The organism is Asanoa sp. NPDC049573 (assembly GCF_040676615.1).
Taxonomy (GTDB): Bacteria; Actinomycetota; Actinomycetes; order Mycobacteriales; family Micromonosporaceae; genus Asanoa.
Genome location: NZ_JBFAPI010000011.1, coordinates 264,080 through 279,179, shown reverse-complemented (window position 1 = coordinate 279,179; position 15,100 = coordinate 264,080). Strand labels below are relative to the sequence as shown.

General features: G+C 69.1%; 15 protein-coding genes. 11 read left to right on the top strand and 4 right to left on the bottom strand.

Going from position 1 to position 15,100, the window contains the following annotated elements; translation table 11 throughout:
• Window position 1: 1 nt before the first annotated feature.
• Window positions 2-370, bottom strand: a complete 369-nt coding sequence (locus AB0J74_RS24660) for a hypothetical protein (RefSeq protein ID WP_363451714.1) — start codon at window positions 368-370, stop codon at window positions 2-4.
• A 147-nt stretch (window positions 371-517) separates the two neighbouring features.
• On the opposite strand from AB0J74_RS24660, the gene AB0J74_RS24655 reads away from it, so the two are divergent.
• The 8 genes from AB0J74_RS24655 (at window position 518) to AB0J74_RS24620 (ending at window position 8,289) form a co-directional block, all read left to right on the top strand.
• Window positions 518-871 (top strand): STAS domain-containing protein, encoded by a 354-nt coding sequence (locus tag AB0J74_RS24655; RefSeq protein WP_363451712.1) that lies wholly within the window; start codon window positions 518-520, stop codon window positions 869-871.
• Between the two features lie 82 nt (window positions 872-953).
• On the top strand, window positions 954-1,583 hold the full coding sequence (locus AB0J74_RS24650) for a TetR/AcrR family transcriptional regulator (RefSeq protein ID WP_363451763.1): 630 nt from the start codon (window positions 954-956) through the stop codon (window positions 1,581-1,583).
• The gene (locus AB0J74_RS24645) at window positions 1,577-3,310 is read left to right on the top strand and encodes an ABC transporter ATP-binding protein (RefSeq protein ID WP_363451710.1); all 1,734 of its coding nucleotides are present in this window, start codon (window positions 1,577-1,579) and stop codon (window positions 3,308-3,310) included. The genes AB0J74_RS24650 and AB0J74_RS24645 overlap by 7 nt, the downstream gene beginning before the upstream one ends.
• Before the next feature lie 128 nt (window positions 3,311-3,438).
• Complete coding sequence (locus AB0J74_RS24640; RefSeq protein ID WP_363451761.1) at window positions 3,439-5,394, top strand: ABC transporter ATP-binding protein; 1,956 nt, start codon at window positions 3,439-3,441, stop codon at window positions 5,392-5,394.
• Window positions 5,395-5,404: 10 nt separating this feature from the next.
• On the top strand, window positions 5,405-5,956 hold the full coding sequence (locus tag AB0J74_RS24635; RefSeq protein ID WP_363451708.1) for a GNAT family N-acetyltransferase: 552 nt from the start codon (window positions 5,405-5,407) through the stop codon (window positions 5,954-5,956).
• A 184-nt stretch (window positions 5,957-6,140) separates the two neighbouring features.
• Entirely contained in the window at window positions 6,141-6,728 is a 588-nt protein-coding gene (locus tag AB0J74_RS24630) for a TMEM165/GDT1 family protein (protein WP_363451706.1), read from the top strand.
• 75 nt (window positions 6,729-6,803) lie between these two features.
• The gene (locus AB0J74_RS24625) at window positions 6,804-6,983 is read left to right on the top strand and encodes a hypothetical protein (RefSeq protein ID WP_363451704.1); all 180 of its coding nucleotides are present in this window, start codon (window positions 6,804-6,806) and stop codon (window positions 6,981-6,983) included.
• Between the two features lie 508 nt (window positions 6,984-7,491).
• Window positions 7,492-8,289, top strand: coding sequence for a class I SAM-dependent methyltransferase (locus AB0J74_RS24620; RefSeq protein ID WP_363451702.1), 798 nt, complete (start codon window positions 7,492-7,494; stop codon window positions 8,287-8,289).
• Window positions 8,290-8,814: 525 nt separating this feature from the next.
• On the opposite strand, the gene AB0J74_RS24615 is transcribed toward AB0J74_RS24620, so the two are convergent.
• Window positions 8,815-11,220, bottom strand: coding sequence for an esterase-like activity of phytase family protein (locus AB0J74_RS24615; RefSeq protein ID WP_363451700.1), 2,406 nt, complete (start codon window positions 11,218-11,220; stop codon window positions 8,815-8,817).
• A gap of 180 nt (window positions 11,221-11,400) precedes the next feature.
• On the opposite strand from AB0J74_RS24615, the gene AB0J74_RS24610 reads away from it, so the two are divergent.
• Window positions 11,401-12,207 carry an SAM-dependent methyltransferase gene (locus AB0J74_RS24610; protein WP_363451698.1) on the top strand — a complete coding sequence of 269 codons (807 nt, stop codon included), beginning with the start codon at window positions 11,401-11,403 and terminating at the stop codon, window positions 12,205-12,207.
• Here AB0J74_RS24610 and AB0J74_RS24605 read toward each other — a convergent pair.
• Window positions 12,197-12,814 carry an NADPH-dependent F420 reductase gene (locus AB0J74_RS24605; protein WP_363451696.1) on the bottom strand — a complete coding sequence of 206 codons (618 nt, stop codon included), beginning with the start codon at window positions 12,812-12,814 and terminating at the stop codon, window positions 12,197-12,199. The two genes, AB0J74_RS24610 and AB0J74_RS24605, sit on opposite strands and share 11 nt — an antisense overlap.
• A 255-nt stretch (window positions 12,815-13,069) precedes the next feature.
• On the opposite strand from AB0J74_RS24605, the gene AB0J74_RS24600 reads away from it, so the two are divergent.
• Complete coding sequence (locus tag AB0J74_RS24600) at window positions 13,070-13,465, top strand: DUF488 domain-containing protein (RefSeq protein ID WP_363451694.1); 396 nt, start codon at window positions 13,070-13,072, stop codon at window positions 13,463-13,465.
• On the top strand, window positions 13,462-14,202 hold the full coding sequence (locus tag AB0J74_RS24595) for a DUF429 domain-containing protein (RefSeq protein ID WP_363451692.1): 741 nt from the start codon (window positions 13,462-13,464) through the stop codon (window positions 14,200-14,202). Before AB0J74_RS24600 ends, AB0J74_RS24595 begins: the two co-directional genes overlap by 4 nt.
• 146 nt (window positions 14,203-14,348) lie before the next feature.
• Here the strand turns inward: AB0J74_RS24595 and AB0J74_RS24590 are convergent, their stop codons facing one another.
• Window positions 14,349-15,035 (bottom strand): hypothetical protein, encoded by a 687-nt coding sequence (locus AB0J74_RS24590; protein ID WP_363451690.1) that lies wholly within the window; start codon window positions 15,033-15,035, stop codon window positions 14,349-14,351.
• Between the last annotated feature and the right edge of the window lie 65 nt (window positions 15,036-15,100).

The window sequence follows — 15,100 nt, the reverse complement described above, 5'->3', positions numbered from 1 at the left end:
CTTACCTGGGTTTTTTCGACACCCCGGCGCGGGTGGGGTCGCCCGGGGGGGTGCCCACCCGCCGCTCCCCGATGGTCAGGTCGCCGGTGTTCAGCGCGGGCGCGCCACATCCGGCGAGCGTGCGGCCGACCGCGAGGCCGGGCATCAGCCGCAGGGCCGGTTCGCTGAACTCGCGGATCACGCCGGCCGGGTCGGTGACCACGACGCCTTCGCGGAAGTGGTCGAGCAACGGTGCCGGCTCGGGATCCGCGACGACGGAGGGCCGGATCGCCGGCGCGCCGAGCGGCGCCGGCGCCTGGACCGGACGACCGACCGAGCCTCCTCCGGCGACGTCGGCGGTATTCACGTGCGTCGACAACTCCCTGATCATCGGCCTGGAAATCCCACCCTACGCGCTTACTTGTCATACGGCATGGGACGCGATCACTGGTCCTCACCCGAACGGCCTTACACCGCGCGGACCTGGCACGACTGGCCTAATGTAGATCCGTCGTAACGGCACGCGGAGGTGGCCAGGGTGAGTCAGCCGACACCGCTCACGGTCGAGGTCGAAGACACCGTGGGTGGTCTCCTCATCACCGTGCGCGGCGACCTCGACTTCCCGTGTGCTGACGTGTTGCGCATCGCGCTGGCCACCGCGCTCGACCGCGCGCCGGCTCGGCTGACCGTCGACGTCGAAGGCCTGACCTTCATCGACAGCTCCGGCCTGGCCGCACTGGTGCACGCCTGGCGGCGCGGTGACGACACGGGCACTCCGGTCGTGCTGCAGTCGGTCCCACCCTTTCTGGCGGCGATCTTGAAGATCACCGGGATCGACGAGTTGTTCACCCGCCCGGCCGCCCAGACCCGGGCCGACGCCGCGACGGCCTGATCCGCCGTCGCGTTCGCTGGCGGCGAACTTCTTCCTCATTCGCTTGTGAGTGAGTCGCTCACTCAGTTAGCCTTCCCTCGTGATGACGTCCAGCGCCACCACCGGTGGTCGGGCCCGGCCCCTCCCGCCCGAAGAGCGCCGCGCCGCCCTGGTGGAGGCGACGCTCCCGCTCGTCGTGCAACACGGCACCAAGGTCACCACGAAGCAGATCGCCGAGGCCGCCGGTGTCGCCGAGGGCACGATCTTTCGCGTCTTCCCTGATAAGGAGACGCTGGTCCGCGAGGCCATCGCGACCGTCCTCGACCCGCTGCCGACGGTCGCCGCCCTCAACGGGATCGACCTCGACCTGCCGATTCGCGAGCGGATGTCGCAGGCGGTCGAGATTCTGCGCAAGCGACTGGAGACCGCCTTCGCGGTGATGTCGGCGCTGCGGATGGACGGCCCGCAGCACCACAAGCCCGAAGAGCGGCCGAGCCACCAGCCGATGCTCGAGGCGATGGAACGGCTCGTCGAACCCGACCAGGACAAATTTCGGTTGCCGGCGCCCGAGGTCGCGCGAATGCTGCGGTTGATTACTTTCGCGGGCACCCATCGGATCATCACCGACAACCACCCACTCACCACAGAAGAGGTCGTCTCGGTGCTTCTCGACGGCGTGCTGTGCCGTCCGGAGACCGGTGACCGCGCGAGCAACCCGGGGGAAAGTTGCTGATCAAACTCTTACGGACCTACCTGCGTCCGTACTCGAAACCATTGCTCCTGGTCGTCGCGTTCCAGTTCGTCGGGACGATGGCGTCGCTCTACCTGCCGAGCCTCAACGCCGACATCATCGACAAGGGCATCGCGGCCGGTGACACCGGCTACATCCTGCGCGTGGGTGGCTGGATGCTGGCCGTGACCGTGGTGCAGATGGGCTGTTCGATCGTCGCCGTCTACTTCGGTGCCCGCACCGCGATGAGCTTCGGCCGCGACGTCCGCGGGGCGATCTTCCACCGGGTCGGCAAGTTCTCCGCCCGCGAGGTCAACCACTTCGGCGCGCCGTCGCTGATCACCCGCAGCACCAACGACACCCAACAGGTGCAGATGCTCGTCGTGCTGACCTGCACGCTGCTGGTCACCGCCCCGATCACCGCGGTCGGCGGCGTGATCCTCGCGCTGCGCGAAGACATCGGGCTGTCCTGGCTGATGCTGGTCTGCGTCCCGGTGCTGGCGATCGCGATCGGCCTGATCATCCGCCGGATGGTGCCCACCTTCCGCAAGATGCAGACCCGCATCGACGTGGTCAACCGGGTGCTCCGCGAGCAGATCACCGGCGTACGCGTGGTCCGCGCGTTCGTCCGCGAGCCCTTCGAGACCGAGCGGTTCGGCGACGCCAACGAGCAACTGACCGCGACCGCGCTGCGGGCCGGCCGGCTGATGGCGATGATCTTCCCGACCGTCATGCTCGTGCTCAACGTGTCCAGCGTCGGGGTGCTCTGGTTCGGCGCCAGCCGGGTCGACTCGGGTCAGATCGAGATCGGCGCGTTGACCGCGTTCCTCAACTACCTCGTGCTGATCCTGATGTCGGTCATGATGGCCACCTTCATGCTGATCATGGTGCCGCGCGCGGCGGTCGCCGCGGAACGGATCACCGAGGTGCTCGACACCGACTCCACCGTCGTGCCGTCGGCCAACCCGGTGACCAGCGTCAGCGAGCACGCCAGCCTGGAGTTCCGTGGCGTCACGTTCCAATACCCCGGGGCCGCCGCGCCGGTGTTGCGCGACATCGACCTGCACGCCGAGGCGGGCAAGACCACGGCGATCATCGGGAGTACGGGCGCCGGCAAGACGACGCTGATCTCGATGGCGCCGCGGCTGTTCGACGCGACCTCGGGCACCGTGCTCGTCGACGGTGTCGACGTGCGGGATCTCGACGAAGACCTGCTGTGGAGCAAGATCGGACTGGTGCCGCAACGGCCCTACCTGTTCACCGGCACGATCGCGAGCAACCTGCGCTACGGCAACCCGGACGCGTCCGACGAGGAACTCTGGGCCGCACTCGAAGTCGCGCAGGCCAAAGACTTCGTCGCGGAGATGCCAGAGGGGCTCGACGCCCCGATCGCGCAGGGCGGCACCAACGTCTCCGGCGGCCAGCGGCAACGGCTGGCCATCGCCCGGGCGCTGGTCCGCAAGCCCGAGATCTACCTGTTCGACGACTCGTTCTCGGCGCTCGACCTCGGCACCGACGCCCGGCTGCGGGCGGCGTTGCGCCCGGTGACGGCCGACGCGGCCGTGGTCGTGGTGGCGCAACGGGTCTCCACGATCATCGATGCCGACGAGATCATCGTGCTCGAAGACGGCGCCGTCGTGGGCCGCGGGCGGCACGCCGAACTTCTGGAAACCAGCCCGACGTACGCCGAGATCGTCGAGTCGCAGCTCACGGTGGGAGCCGCCGCATGACCGCGCCGCAGAACGGAAACAACCCGGCTCCGAGCCAGGCCACCCCGCCCGCCTCCGACGGCGCCCGGGTGGTCCCCGCCCGGCTGCCCGCAGCCGGTGCCCGTCGTCCAGGCGGGGGCCCGCCGTGGATGAGCGCCGGCATGCCGGTCGAGAAGTCGATGACCTTCGTCCCGTCGGCGAAGCGGCTGCTGCGCCGGCTGAGCCCCTACAGTGGCCAGCTGTCGCTGGTCGTCCTTCTGGCGATCAGCAGCGTGGCGCTCGCGGTCATCGGGCCGAAGATCCTCGGGCACGCGACCGACGTCATCTTCCGCGGCGTGCTCGGCCGCAAACTGCCCGAAGGCGCCACGCTCGACCAGGCCGCCGCCGCGGCCCGGGCCGGCGGGCAGGAGAACTTCGCCGAGTTGCTGCTCAAGACCAAGCCGATCCCGGGCGTGGGCATCGACTTCGGCCAGCTCGGCCAGATCCTGCTGGTCGTGCTCGGCATCTACGTGCTGTCCAGCCTGCTGGCCTGGGCCCAGGGCTGGGTGCTCAACGGAGTGGTGCAGAGCGCGGTGCTCAAGCTGCGCGCCGATGTCGAAGACAAGCTCAACCGGCTGCCGCTGCCCTACTTCGACAAGCAGCCGCGAGGCGAGCTGCTCAGCCGGGTTACCAACGACATCGACAATGTCGCGCAGAGCCTGCAACAGACGCTGAGTCAGTTGTTGACCTCGTTGCTCACCGTGGTCGGCGTACTCACGCTGATGGTCTGGATCTCGCCCTTGCTCGCTGCCGTCGCGCTCGTCGCTGTGCCACTGTCGTTCCTGATCACCACGCAGATCGGCAAGCGGTCGCAGAAGAAGTTCATCGCACAGTGGACGCACACCGGCCGGCTCAACGGGCACATCGAGGAGGCGTTCACCGGCCACGAGCTGGTCAAGGTCTTCGGCCGGCGCAAGGAGGTCGAGGCCGACTTCGAGACCAAGAACGACGAGCTGTTCAAGGCGGCGTTCGGCGCGCAGTTCATCTCCGGGATCATCATGCCGGCGATGTTCTTCGTCGGAAACCTGAGCTACGTGGTGATCGCGGTGATCGGTGGCCTGCGGGTGGCCTCCGGCACGATGACGCTGGGCGACGTGCAGGCGTTCATCCAGTACTCGCGCCAGTTCACCCAGCCGCTGACCCAGCTCGCGTCGATGGCCAACCTGCTGCAGTCCGGTGTCGCTTCGGCCGAGCGGGTCTTCGACCTGCTCGACGCCGACGAGCAGCTGCCCGACCCGTCGCCCGCCGTCGAGGTGCGGCAGCCGCACGGTCGGGTCGAGTTCGAGCACGTCTCGTTCCGCTACACGCCCGACACTCCGCTGATCGACGACCTGTCGCTGGTCGCCGAGCCCGGGCACACGGTGGCGATTGTCGGGCCGACGGGGGCCGGCAAGACCACGCTGGTCAACCTGATCATGCGCTTCTACGAGCTCGACGGCGGGCGGATCACGCTCGACGGGATCGACATCACGACCATGAAGCGAGAGACCCTGCGCGGCGAGATCGGCATGGTGCTCCAGGACACCTGGCTGTTCGGGGGCACGATCCGGGACAACATCGCGTACGGGAACCCGGACGCGTCGGAGGCCGACATCCACGCGGCGGCCGAGGCGACGTTCGTCGACCGGTTCGTGCGCAGCCTGCCGGACGGCTACGACACGGTGATCGACGAGGAGGGCAGCAACGTCAGCGCCGGTGAGCGGCAGCTCATCACGATCGCGCGGGCGTTCCTGGCCAACCCGTCGCTGTTGATCCTCGACGAGGCGACCAGTTCCGTCGACACCCGCACCGAGGCGTTGCTGCAACGGGCGATGGCGGCGCTGCGCTCCGACCGCACCAGTTTCGTGATCGCGCACCGGCTGTCCACGATCCGCGACGCCCACCTCATCCTGGTGATGGAGAAGGGTCGGATCGTCGAGCAGGGCACCCACGAGCAGTTGCTCGCGGCCAACGGCGCCTACCGGCGACTGCACGACGCGCAGTTCGCCCAGGCGGCCGTCGATCTCGACACCGCGGCCGCCCCGGCCGGGGGAATCGCGCTCGCGGGAGCACCACCGCGACGCTAGGTTTGCTCGCATGACAGACGTGGAACGGGCGACGGCGGCCGACCGCCAGCAGGTGGTCGAGACCGTCGTCGCCGCGTTCGACCGCGACCCCGCGTTCCGGTTCTTCTTCCAGGACCCGGTGACCCGCGACGCCGAGGCAGCGGTGTTCGCGGGCGCGCTCTTCGACCAGCGGGTGACGCCCGGCACCACCTGGGTGATCGACGGCGGCCGCTCGGTGGCGATGTGGGACGCACCCGGCGGCTGGTCCGACGACGAGGAGAAGCTGGCCGTCTCCGACGAGGCGCTGGCCCGGCTCGACGACTACCACCGGGCGGTGCAGGGCCTGTTTCCCCGGAGCCCGTTCTGGTACCTCGGCGTGCTGGCCACCCACCCGTCGCACGCCGGCCGCAAGCTCGGCCGCTCGGTGATGAAGCCGGGCCTGGCGGCGGCCGCGGCGGCCGGGTTGCCGGCCTTCCTGGAGACCACCAACGAGGCCAATGTGGCGATGTACGAGCGCGCCGGCTGGCGGGTGAGCGGCAGCACACACCTCGATCATCTTCCGATCTGGGTGCTCACCCAGTAACGTGGGTGTCTGCGAAGGGGAGTAGCTCCCAACGTGGTGGTCGACACACTGGCGTCCGCGCCCGGCCATCCGACCTCAGGGTTCATTCCGTGAGGTGAGCGAGACCTTCGGCTACGGCAATGATCAACGCCGGGTCGAAGTCTCGCCTTTTCTGACCCGGTGACCACACCCGGGGAGGGTTCACATGGGCGGCTTTCTTGCCGCGCTCGCGCTCAGTTTCGGCGTCATCTTCGTCGCCGAACTAGGCGACAAGTCCCAGCTGATGGCGATGACCTTCGCCACCCGCTACCGCGCCCTGACCGTCTTGATCGGCATCACCGCGGCCACCGCGGTCGTGCACCTGGTCTCGGTAGCGGTCGGGTACGGCCTGGGCGCGACCCTGCCCACCGACTGGATCAGCCTCGCCGCCGGCGTCGCGTTCCTGGCCTTCGCGGCCTGGACCCTGCGCGGTGATTCGCTCACCGAGGCGGAGAAGTCCAAGGCCCAACGCTCGCAGCGGTCCGCGATATTGGCCGTCGGCGGCGCGTTCTTCCTGGCGGAACTGGGCGACAAGACCATGCTGGCGACCATCACGCTGGCCACGCAGCACGGCTGGTTCGGTGTCTGGGTCGGCTCGACGGTCGGCATGGTCGCGGCCGACGCGCTGGCCATCCTGGTCGGCCGACTGCTCGGCAAGCGCCTGCCGGAGAAGGCAATCAAGTGGGGCGCGGCCGCCCTGTTCCTCATCTTCGGCATCTGGCTGATCGCGGAGTCGCTGGTGAAGCTGACCTGACCGGCCGGCTTCCGCGAGGCTTTGCTCTGCACCCCTGTGGGAAGCGCCTCCGCGCCAGGGGTGCTTCCCGCAGGGGTGCAGAGCAAGGCGTTGCCTTCGGCCCTGCAACCGACCGACATCCGCGACGGGCGTCTGCACACCGAGGGGAGGGCCATCATCCTGGCCGACCCCGTGCGCGAGCGGCTGCGCGCCTACCTCGACATGAGGCAGCAACGCTGGACCGGCACCGCCAACCCGCACCCTGTTCCTCACTAAGCACACCGGCCGCCGCACCGAGGAATGCAGCAAACGCTGGATCTGGCGCACCATCGGTTCCGACCTGTCAATCGCCGCCATCCGCGAAGACCGCATCCTTGACGAGGCCCACGCCACCGGCGGCGACGTCCGCCGCCTGGCCGACCTGTCCGGCCTCAGCATCCAAGCCGGCACTCGCTACACCAGCGTCATCACCACCCGGACCTCAGCGGTAATGATCAACGCTGATCGGTGACCAGGGAAATCCGTCGCCAACGGCGCACCGTCGCTGGGAAAATGCCGCTCGTGGCCCCGGACCCCGCGCCCAACAAGAACCTGTCCCATCGGGCTAGCGACGGCCCGGCCGTTGCGGCACTCTTCCGGACCCGTTAACCGCAGGGCGGTGTTCGACGGACTCAAGCTCGTCCCGCAGAGGCCACCAGAGCACGTCTGGACGCCGGGTGCGCCCGCTTCTGCCCGGCCGCTCGATCAGCCCAGCCCGCGCGATTTGAAGGGATAACCAGCCAATATGACGGACACCAACCGAGAAATGCTGCGCACCACGTTCGGCCAGGACGCTGAACTCTACGACCGGTGCCGTCCCACCTATCCACCCCAGCTGTTCACCGACCTCGCCACGCTCGCCGGGCTCGGTCCACATGCTCGGGTGCTGGAGATCGGATGCGGCACCGGTCAAGCGACCCTGCCCCTGGCACAACTCGGATACACCGTCGTCGCGATGGACATCAGCCCAGACATGGCCGTCATCGCCCGACGCAACCTCGCACAGTTCCCGAACGTCAGCGTCGTCGCGGCGGCGTTCGAGGATTGGCAGCCCTCGGACGGAACCTTTGACGCGGTGCTCGCCGCGACCGCGTTCCACTGGCTCGATCCCGACATGCGCATGATCAAGGCAGCTGACTTGCTGCGTCCCGGCGGAGCCCTCGGCATCGTCTCGACCCACAACATCGCCGGGGGGACGAACGCCTTCTTCGCCGACGCACAACGATGCTACGAACGCTTCGACCCCACGACACCGCCTGGCATGCGTCTGACTAGCGATGACGAGACCGCCGAGGAGGCAGCAGAGTTCGAGCGGTCGGCCCGATTCGGGCCAGTCGAATTCCGGCGCTACGAGTGGCAACAGACCTACACCACCCGCGAGTACCTGAACCTGCTCATGACCTACTCCGGGCATCGCGCCATGGCACCGCAGGCACGCACCGGCCTGTTCGCGTGCATCAGCCACCTGATCGACGACGTCTACAACGGAGAAATCACCAAGCAATACCGGACCCGGCTGGCAATCGCGCACAAGACACCGTGACTCGGCTAGGCACCAGACCCGCAGCGAACGGACGAGAAATCCCTCCAGGTTCGTCGCGCCAGTTCGCGAACCCGAGCGCTCGACGATGGCCATACTGAGTGTGGACACGTCAGTTCCCGCCTATCGAGCTTCAGAATTCGTGAACCCAAGAGCTCTCGGCTGGTAGCCGACGACTGCCGAGGTCGCGGTCAGGGTCGTCCCAGGCCCGGCCGGGAGGGCGTCACCGACCGCGAGGCCCGTAAGGGTCGTGTTCGGCTCCTTGGCCGAGACGCGACGATGTCTTGAACGTCTGGTCGATCGTCGTGTTGTTCGTGAACGTCCAAGCGATGACCCACTGGCCGGCCGCCTCGTCACACACGGCGGTGCCGGAGACGGACACGTCCACCGCCGCACTCGCCGGCGACGCCACTGCCAGGCCGCCGGCCGCAGCTTAGTTGATCATCGATGCCCGGCGGGACTGGCCGAGTGGCTACATAGCGAAGGGGCCCGCGCAGGACGACGGCGCGGGCCCCTTCTGTTGACGAACTAAGCGGCGAAGCGGAGCTTCGCGCGGCGGCCGCGCATGAAGACCACCACGCCGGCCACGACCACGGCCGCGCCGGTGCCGGCGATCAGCCGGGCCGGAGGGCCGGTCAACGGCAGGCCGCCGCCGGCGCCGCCGGTCGTGCCCGGCTTGAACAGGTTCTTCGCGGAACCCAGGCGCATGAAGACCGTCTCGCCGGTGGCGTCGTCGACGCCGTCGTTGTCGGTGACCGCGAAGACCTGGCCGTTGCCGGCGATGCCGAGGCCCTCGACCTTGTCCTGCACCCAGCCGTTGTCAGCTTGCAGCAACGGCAACAGGTCGACCGCGAGGTTCTTCGACACGGTCGGCATGCCGGTGCCGATGGTGGCCGGCACGTCGAAGGTGTAGACCTTCTTGACCGTCGCCTTGAGGCCGCGCTGGTTGTCGCGCTCGATCACCGCGAACGTGTCATTGTCAACGGCAACCAACTCGGACAACCCGATCCAGGCGCCCGCAGGTGCCGCGTCGAGCTGGTAGCCGAGCCACGCCCAGGTCTTGTCGGCGACCGAGTAGCGGCCGATCCGGACGATGCCCTTCGGGTCGCCCTTGAGTTCGCGCTGCACCGCGACCCAGACCTGTTCGCCGTCGCCGACGCCGGTCACCGCGACACCCTCGAAACCGTTGCTGGTCACGGTGGCGGCCACGTCGGCCGGCAGCGGGATCTCTTCCTGCACGGCGCCCTTGGCGTCGAGCCGGACGATCAGGTTGGGCTTGACGGCGGTGCCGTCGCCCTCGATCGCGATCCAGTAGCCGGAGGTGGCGCGGGCGGTGACGCCCTCGGCGTCGTACCCGATCGGCTTGCCGTCCTTGGTGATGGTCAGTTCGCTCGTCACCAGGGCCGGCTGCCGCGCGGTGTCGATCGTCAACAGGCGGGTCGGGGTGTAGACGTTGTCGGTGATCGACACGAGTTGGTCCGGCTGGCCGGGCACCGGGCTCAGGCCGGACAGGGCGCCCCAGGAGATCGGAGCCTCGCGCTGACCAGGCTCGTACGCCGAACGGATGGTCGGGAATGCGCTCTTGCCCTTGCCGTATTGGAAGATCGTCACCGACGCGCGGATGCCGTCGTCGGGCAGGTCTTCCTCGCTGGAGACCACGAGCAGGTTGCGCGACGGCACCGTGGTGACCCCTTCGGGGCCGTTGGTGGTCGGCATGATCTGCAGGAACGCGGGCGCCTTCGGCTTGCTGATGTCGTACGCGGCGACGAAGTTGCCCCGCTCCGAGTTGACGAACAGCACCGGCTTGCCGTTGAACGTGCCGAAGGCGACGCCCTCCGGCTCGGTGCCCTTGGCGTCGGAGCGGCTGTCCGGGTAGAGGCCGTGCGCGGCCGCCAGCCGGTCGAAGGAGTTGCCCGCGTCGTAGAGCACCGAACCGTCGCGCTTCCACACGGTGAAGCCACGCGAACCGCCGACGTAGTCACCCTCGTTGGCCGTCGCGAAGGTCTTGTCGTCGATCCAGGTGACGCCGTCGGGCTCGCGGCGCACGGTGATCGAGTCGTCCTGCGCGATGGTGCCGTCGTCGGCGGTGTCCACACCGGACAGTTCGACCTCGCCGGCGCTGAAGTCCTTGACGACCTTCTTCTTCGCCAGGTCGACGATGGCGATGTGGTTGTTCTCCTGGAGGGTGACCACGGCCTCGTCCTTGCCGTTGATCGAGACGTACTCCGGCTCCGGGTCCCCAGGCGCGACCTCGGCCAGGCCGGTCATCTCGATCCGGGTCAGCGCCCACTTCTTGAGGTCGACGACCTGCACGAAACCGGCCGGCTCCTGCGGGATCTCGCCGTCGTCGACGTCTTCGTCGCGCTCGTTCTCGATGGCGATCACCGCGTACTTGCCGCTGGGAGCGACCGCGATCGAGTCGGGCTGGCCGCCGAGCGGGAGCGTGCGCACCACCGCGCGGGTGTCGAGGTCGATGACCTGGAGCACGCCGGAGGTGTTGACGAAGTCCTCGCTGGTGTTGACCACCGCGAGCGCGAAGTTCTTGTAAACGGCCACCGAGGTCGGCTCGCCCGGCAGGTCGAGCGTGCCGGTCGGCTTCGGGTGGGCCGGGTCGGAGATGTCCATGAAGCCGAGGCGCTCGCCCGGGCTGTCGGTCGAGATGACCGTCTTGCCGTCGGTGCTGACGGCGCTGATCTCGGCAACCGTCTCCTGGTCCGCGGAGCTGTTGAGGTAGACCGGCACGGTCGCGACCCGGGTGAAGCCGGCGTCTCTCACGGCCGGCGCTGCCTTGACGGCGGGCGCTGTGGTCACGGCCGGCGCTGCCTTGGTGGCCGGCGCTGCCTGGGCGGCCTGCCCAATCAGGGCCGGACCGGCGACCAGGGCGGCGACCATGGCCGTCCGGACGAGCCGGCCGGTCGTGGGTGGAACGGGCATGCGAATACTCCCTGGGTAGCTGACCTGACCTGCCTAGTGGCTCGCGTTGACAGGGTTGCGACCACAAAGCCAACGGCCGATGGCGTACGGGCTGCGAGATCGCGCGTGGGCGGACATTTGCCCCAGCCGGCGCTAGGCTGAAGTGATCTTCCCGATTGGTCGGCTTCGAGGGAGTTGGTCGTGCCAGCAGCGCAATCGTCCTGGGCACCCGCCGGGATCGACAGAGACAAGCCGAACGCGGCCAGAATCTACGACTTCTACCTGGGCGGCGCGCACAACTTCGCCGCCGACCGGGCCCTGGCCAAGCAGGCGATCGCCGACTGGCCGGAGCTCCCGGCGATCATGCGCGCCAACCGGGCCTTCCTGCGGCGCGCGGTCGCGTTCATGGTGCGTTGTGGTGTACGACAGTTCCTGGACCTCGGCGCGGGTCTGCCGACGGCCGGCAGCGTGTCCAACACCGCGCAGCAACTCGACCCGTCCTGCCGGGTGGTCTGCGTCGACATCGACCCGGTCGCGGTGGTGCACAGCCGGGCGTTGCTTCAAGACAACCCGTTGGTCAGCGTCGTGCAGGCCGACCTGCGTGAGCCCCGTGCGGTGCTGGCGGCCGCGGCGTCGTCGGGCGTCGGCCTCGACGTGACGCAGCCGATCGGGTTGCTGCTCGTGGCGGTCCTGCACTTCGTACCCGATGCTGATGATCCCGCCGGCATCGTGGCCACCTACCGCGATGCGCTGGCGCCCGGGAGCCTCATCGCGGTCACCCATGCCACCGCCGACGCGCAACCGCGGGAGGCGGCGGCGCATCGGCAGCTCTACCGGCGCACGGCGACGCCGATGACAATGCGTACCCGGGCGGAAGTGACCGCTCTGTTCGCCGGGTTGGAACTGATCCCTCCCGGCGTCGTCGACATGACGCACTGGCAGCCGGACCCCGACACCGATCAGTCCATCAGGCTGGCCGGGTATGGCGCGATGGGGCTCAAGCCCTGAGCTTGCGCCGCAGTTCCGTCTTGTCCAGATCAGTGAGGTAGACCGGGGTGCCGGGTTGCTGGCGCCAACTGCTGTCGAGGTTGCCGGCGTCGACCGGGTCGAAGCCGAGTTCGTCGACCAGCTCGTCGACGACCTCCTTGGCCTCGATGTCGTCGCCGGCGACCGGCAGCGCGATCCGGCCCTGCTCGCCCTCGGGTTTGCCGTTGCGCCCGAGGTGCCCGGCCATGATGTTGTTGAACGCCTTGACCACGCGCGCACCCGGGAAGTGGTCGGCCACCCAACGGCTCGACGAGACCGCGCGGTCGACGATCGGCTCGATCTCGCCGTCGCGCTCCGGGAAGTAGTTGTTGGCGTCGATCAGGATCTTCCCGTTGAACGCCTGCCCCGGCAGGTCTGGCACCGCGCGCGTCGGGATGGCGAGCACGATCACGTCGGACTTGTCGGCCACTTGGGTGATGGTCCCAGCGGTCGCGCCGGTCTGGTCCGCGAGCGGTCGCAGCGAGTCGGGGCCGCGGCGGTTCGCGACCGTGACGTCGTGCCCGAGCTCCCGGAACCGGTGGGTGAGCGTGCCGCCGACCTTGCCTGAACCAACGATGCCAATCCTCATGCCGCGCCTCTTTCCCTCATTGGCGCCGTTCTCCACCGCCACGCCTGCGGTTTCTGTCGGATTTCGGCCTTTTCACTCTGGGTGGTTAAGCCGGTCCGCCCCGCTTGCGTATCCCTGCTCCCGATATGGCCGATCATGCCGCTCTGGCACGGTTGTACGTGTCTTCGAAGTGGTGGTCGTTTCGCTGGGGGTAGGTGGCCGCCCCCGCAGCTCGTCCCGGAGCTGCGGGGGCCGGCCGTGGCATGGTTGTTTCCCATGGACGCGATCGGGATCGGGTACGAGGGCCTGACCCTCCCTGAGTTCCTGGAGCGCCTGTCGTCGCTGGGCGTTTCCCACGTCGTCGACGTGCGCTTCGCGGCCCGATCGCGGAAGCGCGACTTCAACAAGAAGGCGTTGTCCGCGGCGTTGGCTGCCGCGGGCATCGGCTACACGCACCTACCGGCGCTCGGGAATCCGCCGTCGAACCGGCCGGGGTTTCACGGCTCTCCGGCCGCGCGGGCCGCCGCCCGCGCCACCTACGCGTCTTCGATGCCGTCGTCCGCGCTGGCGACCGTTGCCGCCCTGGCCCGCACCGAGCGGGTGGCGCTGCTCTGCTTCGAGGCCGACCAGGCACACTGCCACCGCGACGTGATCCTGTCGGCCCTGTCGTGATCACGGTCGGGGTCGACCTGGCGGCGGCCGACGAGCGCTCCGGGTTGGCGGTCGTTGACTGGTCGCCGGGCCGTGCCGTGGTGTCGTCCGTCTCGGTCGGTGTCTCCGACGCGGAGATCGTGGCCGCTATCCGGTCATCGGACAAGGCCGGCATCGACTCGCCACTCGGCTGGCCGTCCGCCTTCGTGTCGTTCGTGTCGGCACACCAGAGCGGGCTGGTCGCGCCACCCGACCCCGGCGCCGGCGCCTCGTGGCGGCGCAGGCTCGCGTACCGGATGACCGACGAGGTGGTCCGCTCGTCGACGGGCCTGATCCCGATGAGCGTCTCCGCGGACCGGATAGGCCACGCGGCCTTCCGCGCGGCGGGCTTGCTCGCGCTGCTCTCCCCCGACGGCAACCCCATCCCCCGCACCGGCGACGGCCAGGTCGTCGAGGTCTATCCAGCGGCGTCGCTGTTCCTCTGGGGCCTGACCCATCGTGGTTACAAGCGGGCCGGCCTGGCCGGGAACCTGGTGTCTGCCCTGCTCGCGGCGGCACCCTGGCTGTCGCTGGGCTCCTTCGAGCCGCTGTGCCGGCGCAGCCACGACGCGCTCGACGCGGTCGTGGCGGCACTGGCCGCCCGGGCCGCGGCGACGGGACGGGCCACCCGGCCGTCACCGACGCAGGCGGCCGCTGCGGCTAGCGAGGGCTGGATCGCGCTGCCGACCGGCCCGCTGGCCAACCTCGTCGAGTCCTGACCCTGGGACCGGTCGCCGGCCGCTGCGTGGCCGGTCCCCAGCCGCCGCGGCCCTGTCCGCACGCGACCCCGCAAGCCGTGCCCGTGGTCCACATCGGCGGTGCTGCTAGCCGAGCCTGGCTTTCGGCCACCGGTGCCGGCCGAGCCTCAGCGAGATGCTCTGGTCGCCCAGGCTGACGGTGCCGAGCCGCTGGTCTCCCCGGGCCAGACCGAATCGCGGCGACTCTCCTCCGCGCCGAACGGGACCGGTGCGAGATCGAGACCGTCAACGCCGACGGGACGTTCGTCGAACATTCCAATCGGGGCGTCGGTGGTCTGGTCCGCGGCATCGCTCACCGGGGCGGGCCATCGCCGCCACCGGCCGACGCTGGCCACGGCGACCAGCATCAACGCGCCGAGCAGCAGCGTGACCCCCGTCCGCAACGGCGTAGTCAGGTCGGCGTGGTGCCCGGCCAAGGTGATGCTGTGCGGGAGCAGGTCCAACACGGCGTCGGGCCGGACGAGCAGGCACAGGTAACCACCCGCGTACACGACCCCGGCGAGCACCGCGCCCAGCGGCGAGAACCGCAGCGTCGCGATGAGCCCGAACAGCAGCCCGGCCGCGGCCAGACAAATGGCCGGCCCGATAAAGTCACTCCTGGCGAACCCGCCGCTACTGTCCTGGTTGGCAAACGCTTGCAAGGATCGGCTCTGCCCGAAAGCCAGCAGAACCCAGGCCAGCGGGGCGATGACCACCGCACCAATCATGGTCCAGACGTGTCGCATGGCCGGCAACCTAACCACCCCACCGCCCGGCAACCCAAGCTCAACACCTTCCGGCGACACCGTTTTCACGGGTAATGCGCAAACCCGGGGCCGGCCGTGACAGTCCAGCCCCGGTCGGCGCTGTTACCCCAGTT

What these genes read in the sequence shown, in the direction of transcription:
- AB0J74_RS24660 (WP_363451714.1), bottom strand. Translation starts at nt 370, where the DNA reads ATGATCAGGGAGTTGTCGACGCACGTGAATACCGCCGACGTCGCCGGA.
- AB0J74_RS24650 (WP_363451763.1), top strand. Translation starts at nt 954, where the DNA reads ATGACGTCCAGCGCCACCACCGGTGGTCGGGCCCGGCCCCTCCCGCCC.
- AB0J74_RS24640 (WP_363451761.1), top strand. Translation starts at nt 3,439, where the DNA reads ATGAGCGCCGGCATGCCGGTCGAGAAGTCGATGACCTTCGTCCCGTCG.
- AB0J74_RS24635 (WP_363451708.1), top strand. Translation starts at nt 5,405, where the DNA reads ATGACAGACGTGGAACGGGCGACGGCGGCCGACCGCCAGCAGGTGGTC.
- AB0J74_RS24630 (WP_363451706.1), top strand. Translation starts at nt 6,141, where the DNA reads ATGGGCGGCTTTCTTGCCGCGCTCGCGCTCAGTTTCGGCGTCATCTTC.
- AB0J74_RS24620 (WP_363451702.1), top strand. Translation starts at nt 7,492, where the DNA reads ATGACGGACACCAACCGAGAAATGCTGCGCACCACGTTCGGCCAGGAC.
- AB0J74_RS24615 (WP_363451700.1), bottom strand. Translation starts at nt 11,220, where the DNA reads ATGCCCGTTCCACCCACGACCGGCCGGCTCGTCCGGACGGCCATGGTC.
- AB0J74_RS24605 (WP_363451696.1), bottom strand. Translation starts at nt 12,814, where the DNA reads ATGAGGATTGGCATCGTTGGTTCAGGCAAGGTCGGCGGCACGCTCACC.
- AB0J74_RS24600 (WP_363451694.1), top strand. Translation starts at nt 13,070, where the DNA reads ATGGACGCGATCGGGATCGGGTACGAGGGCCTGACCCTCCCTGAGTTC.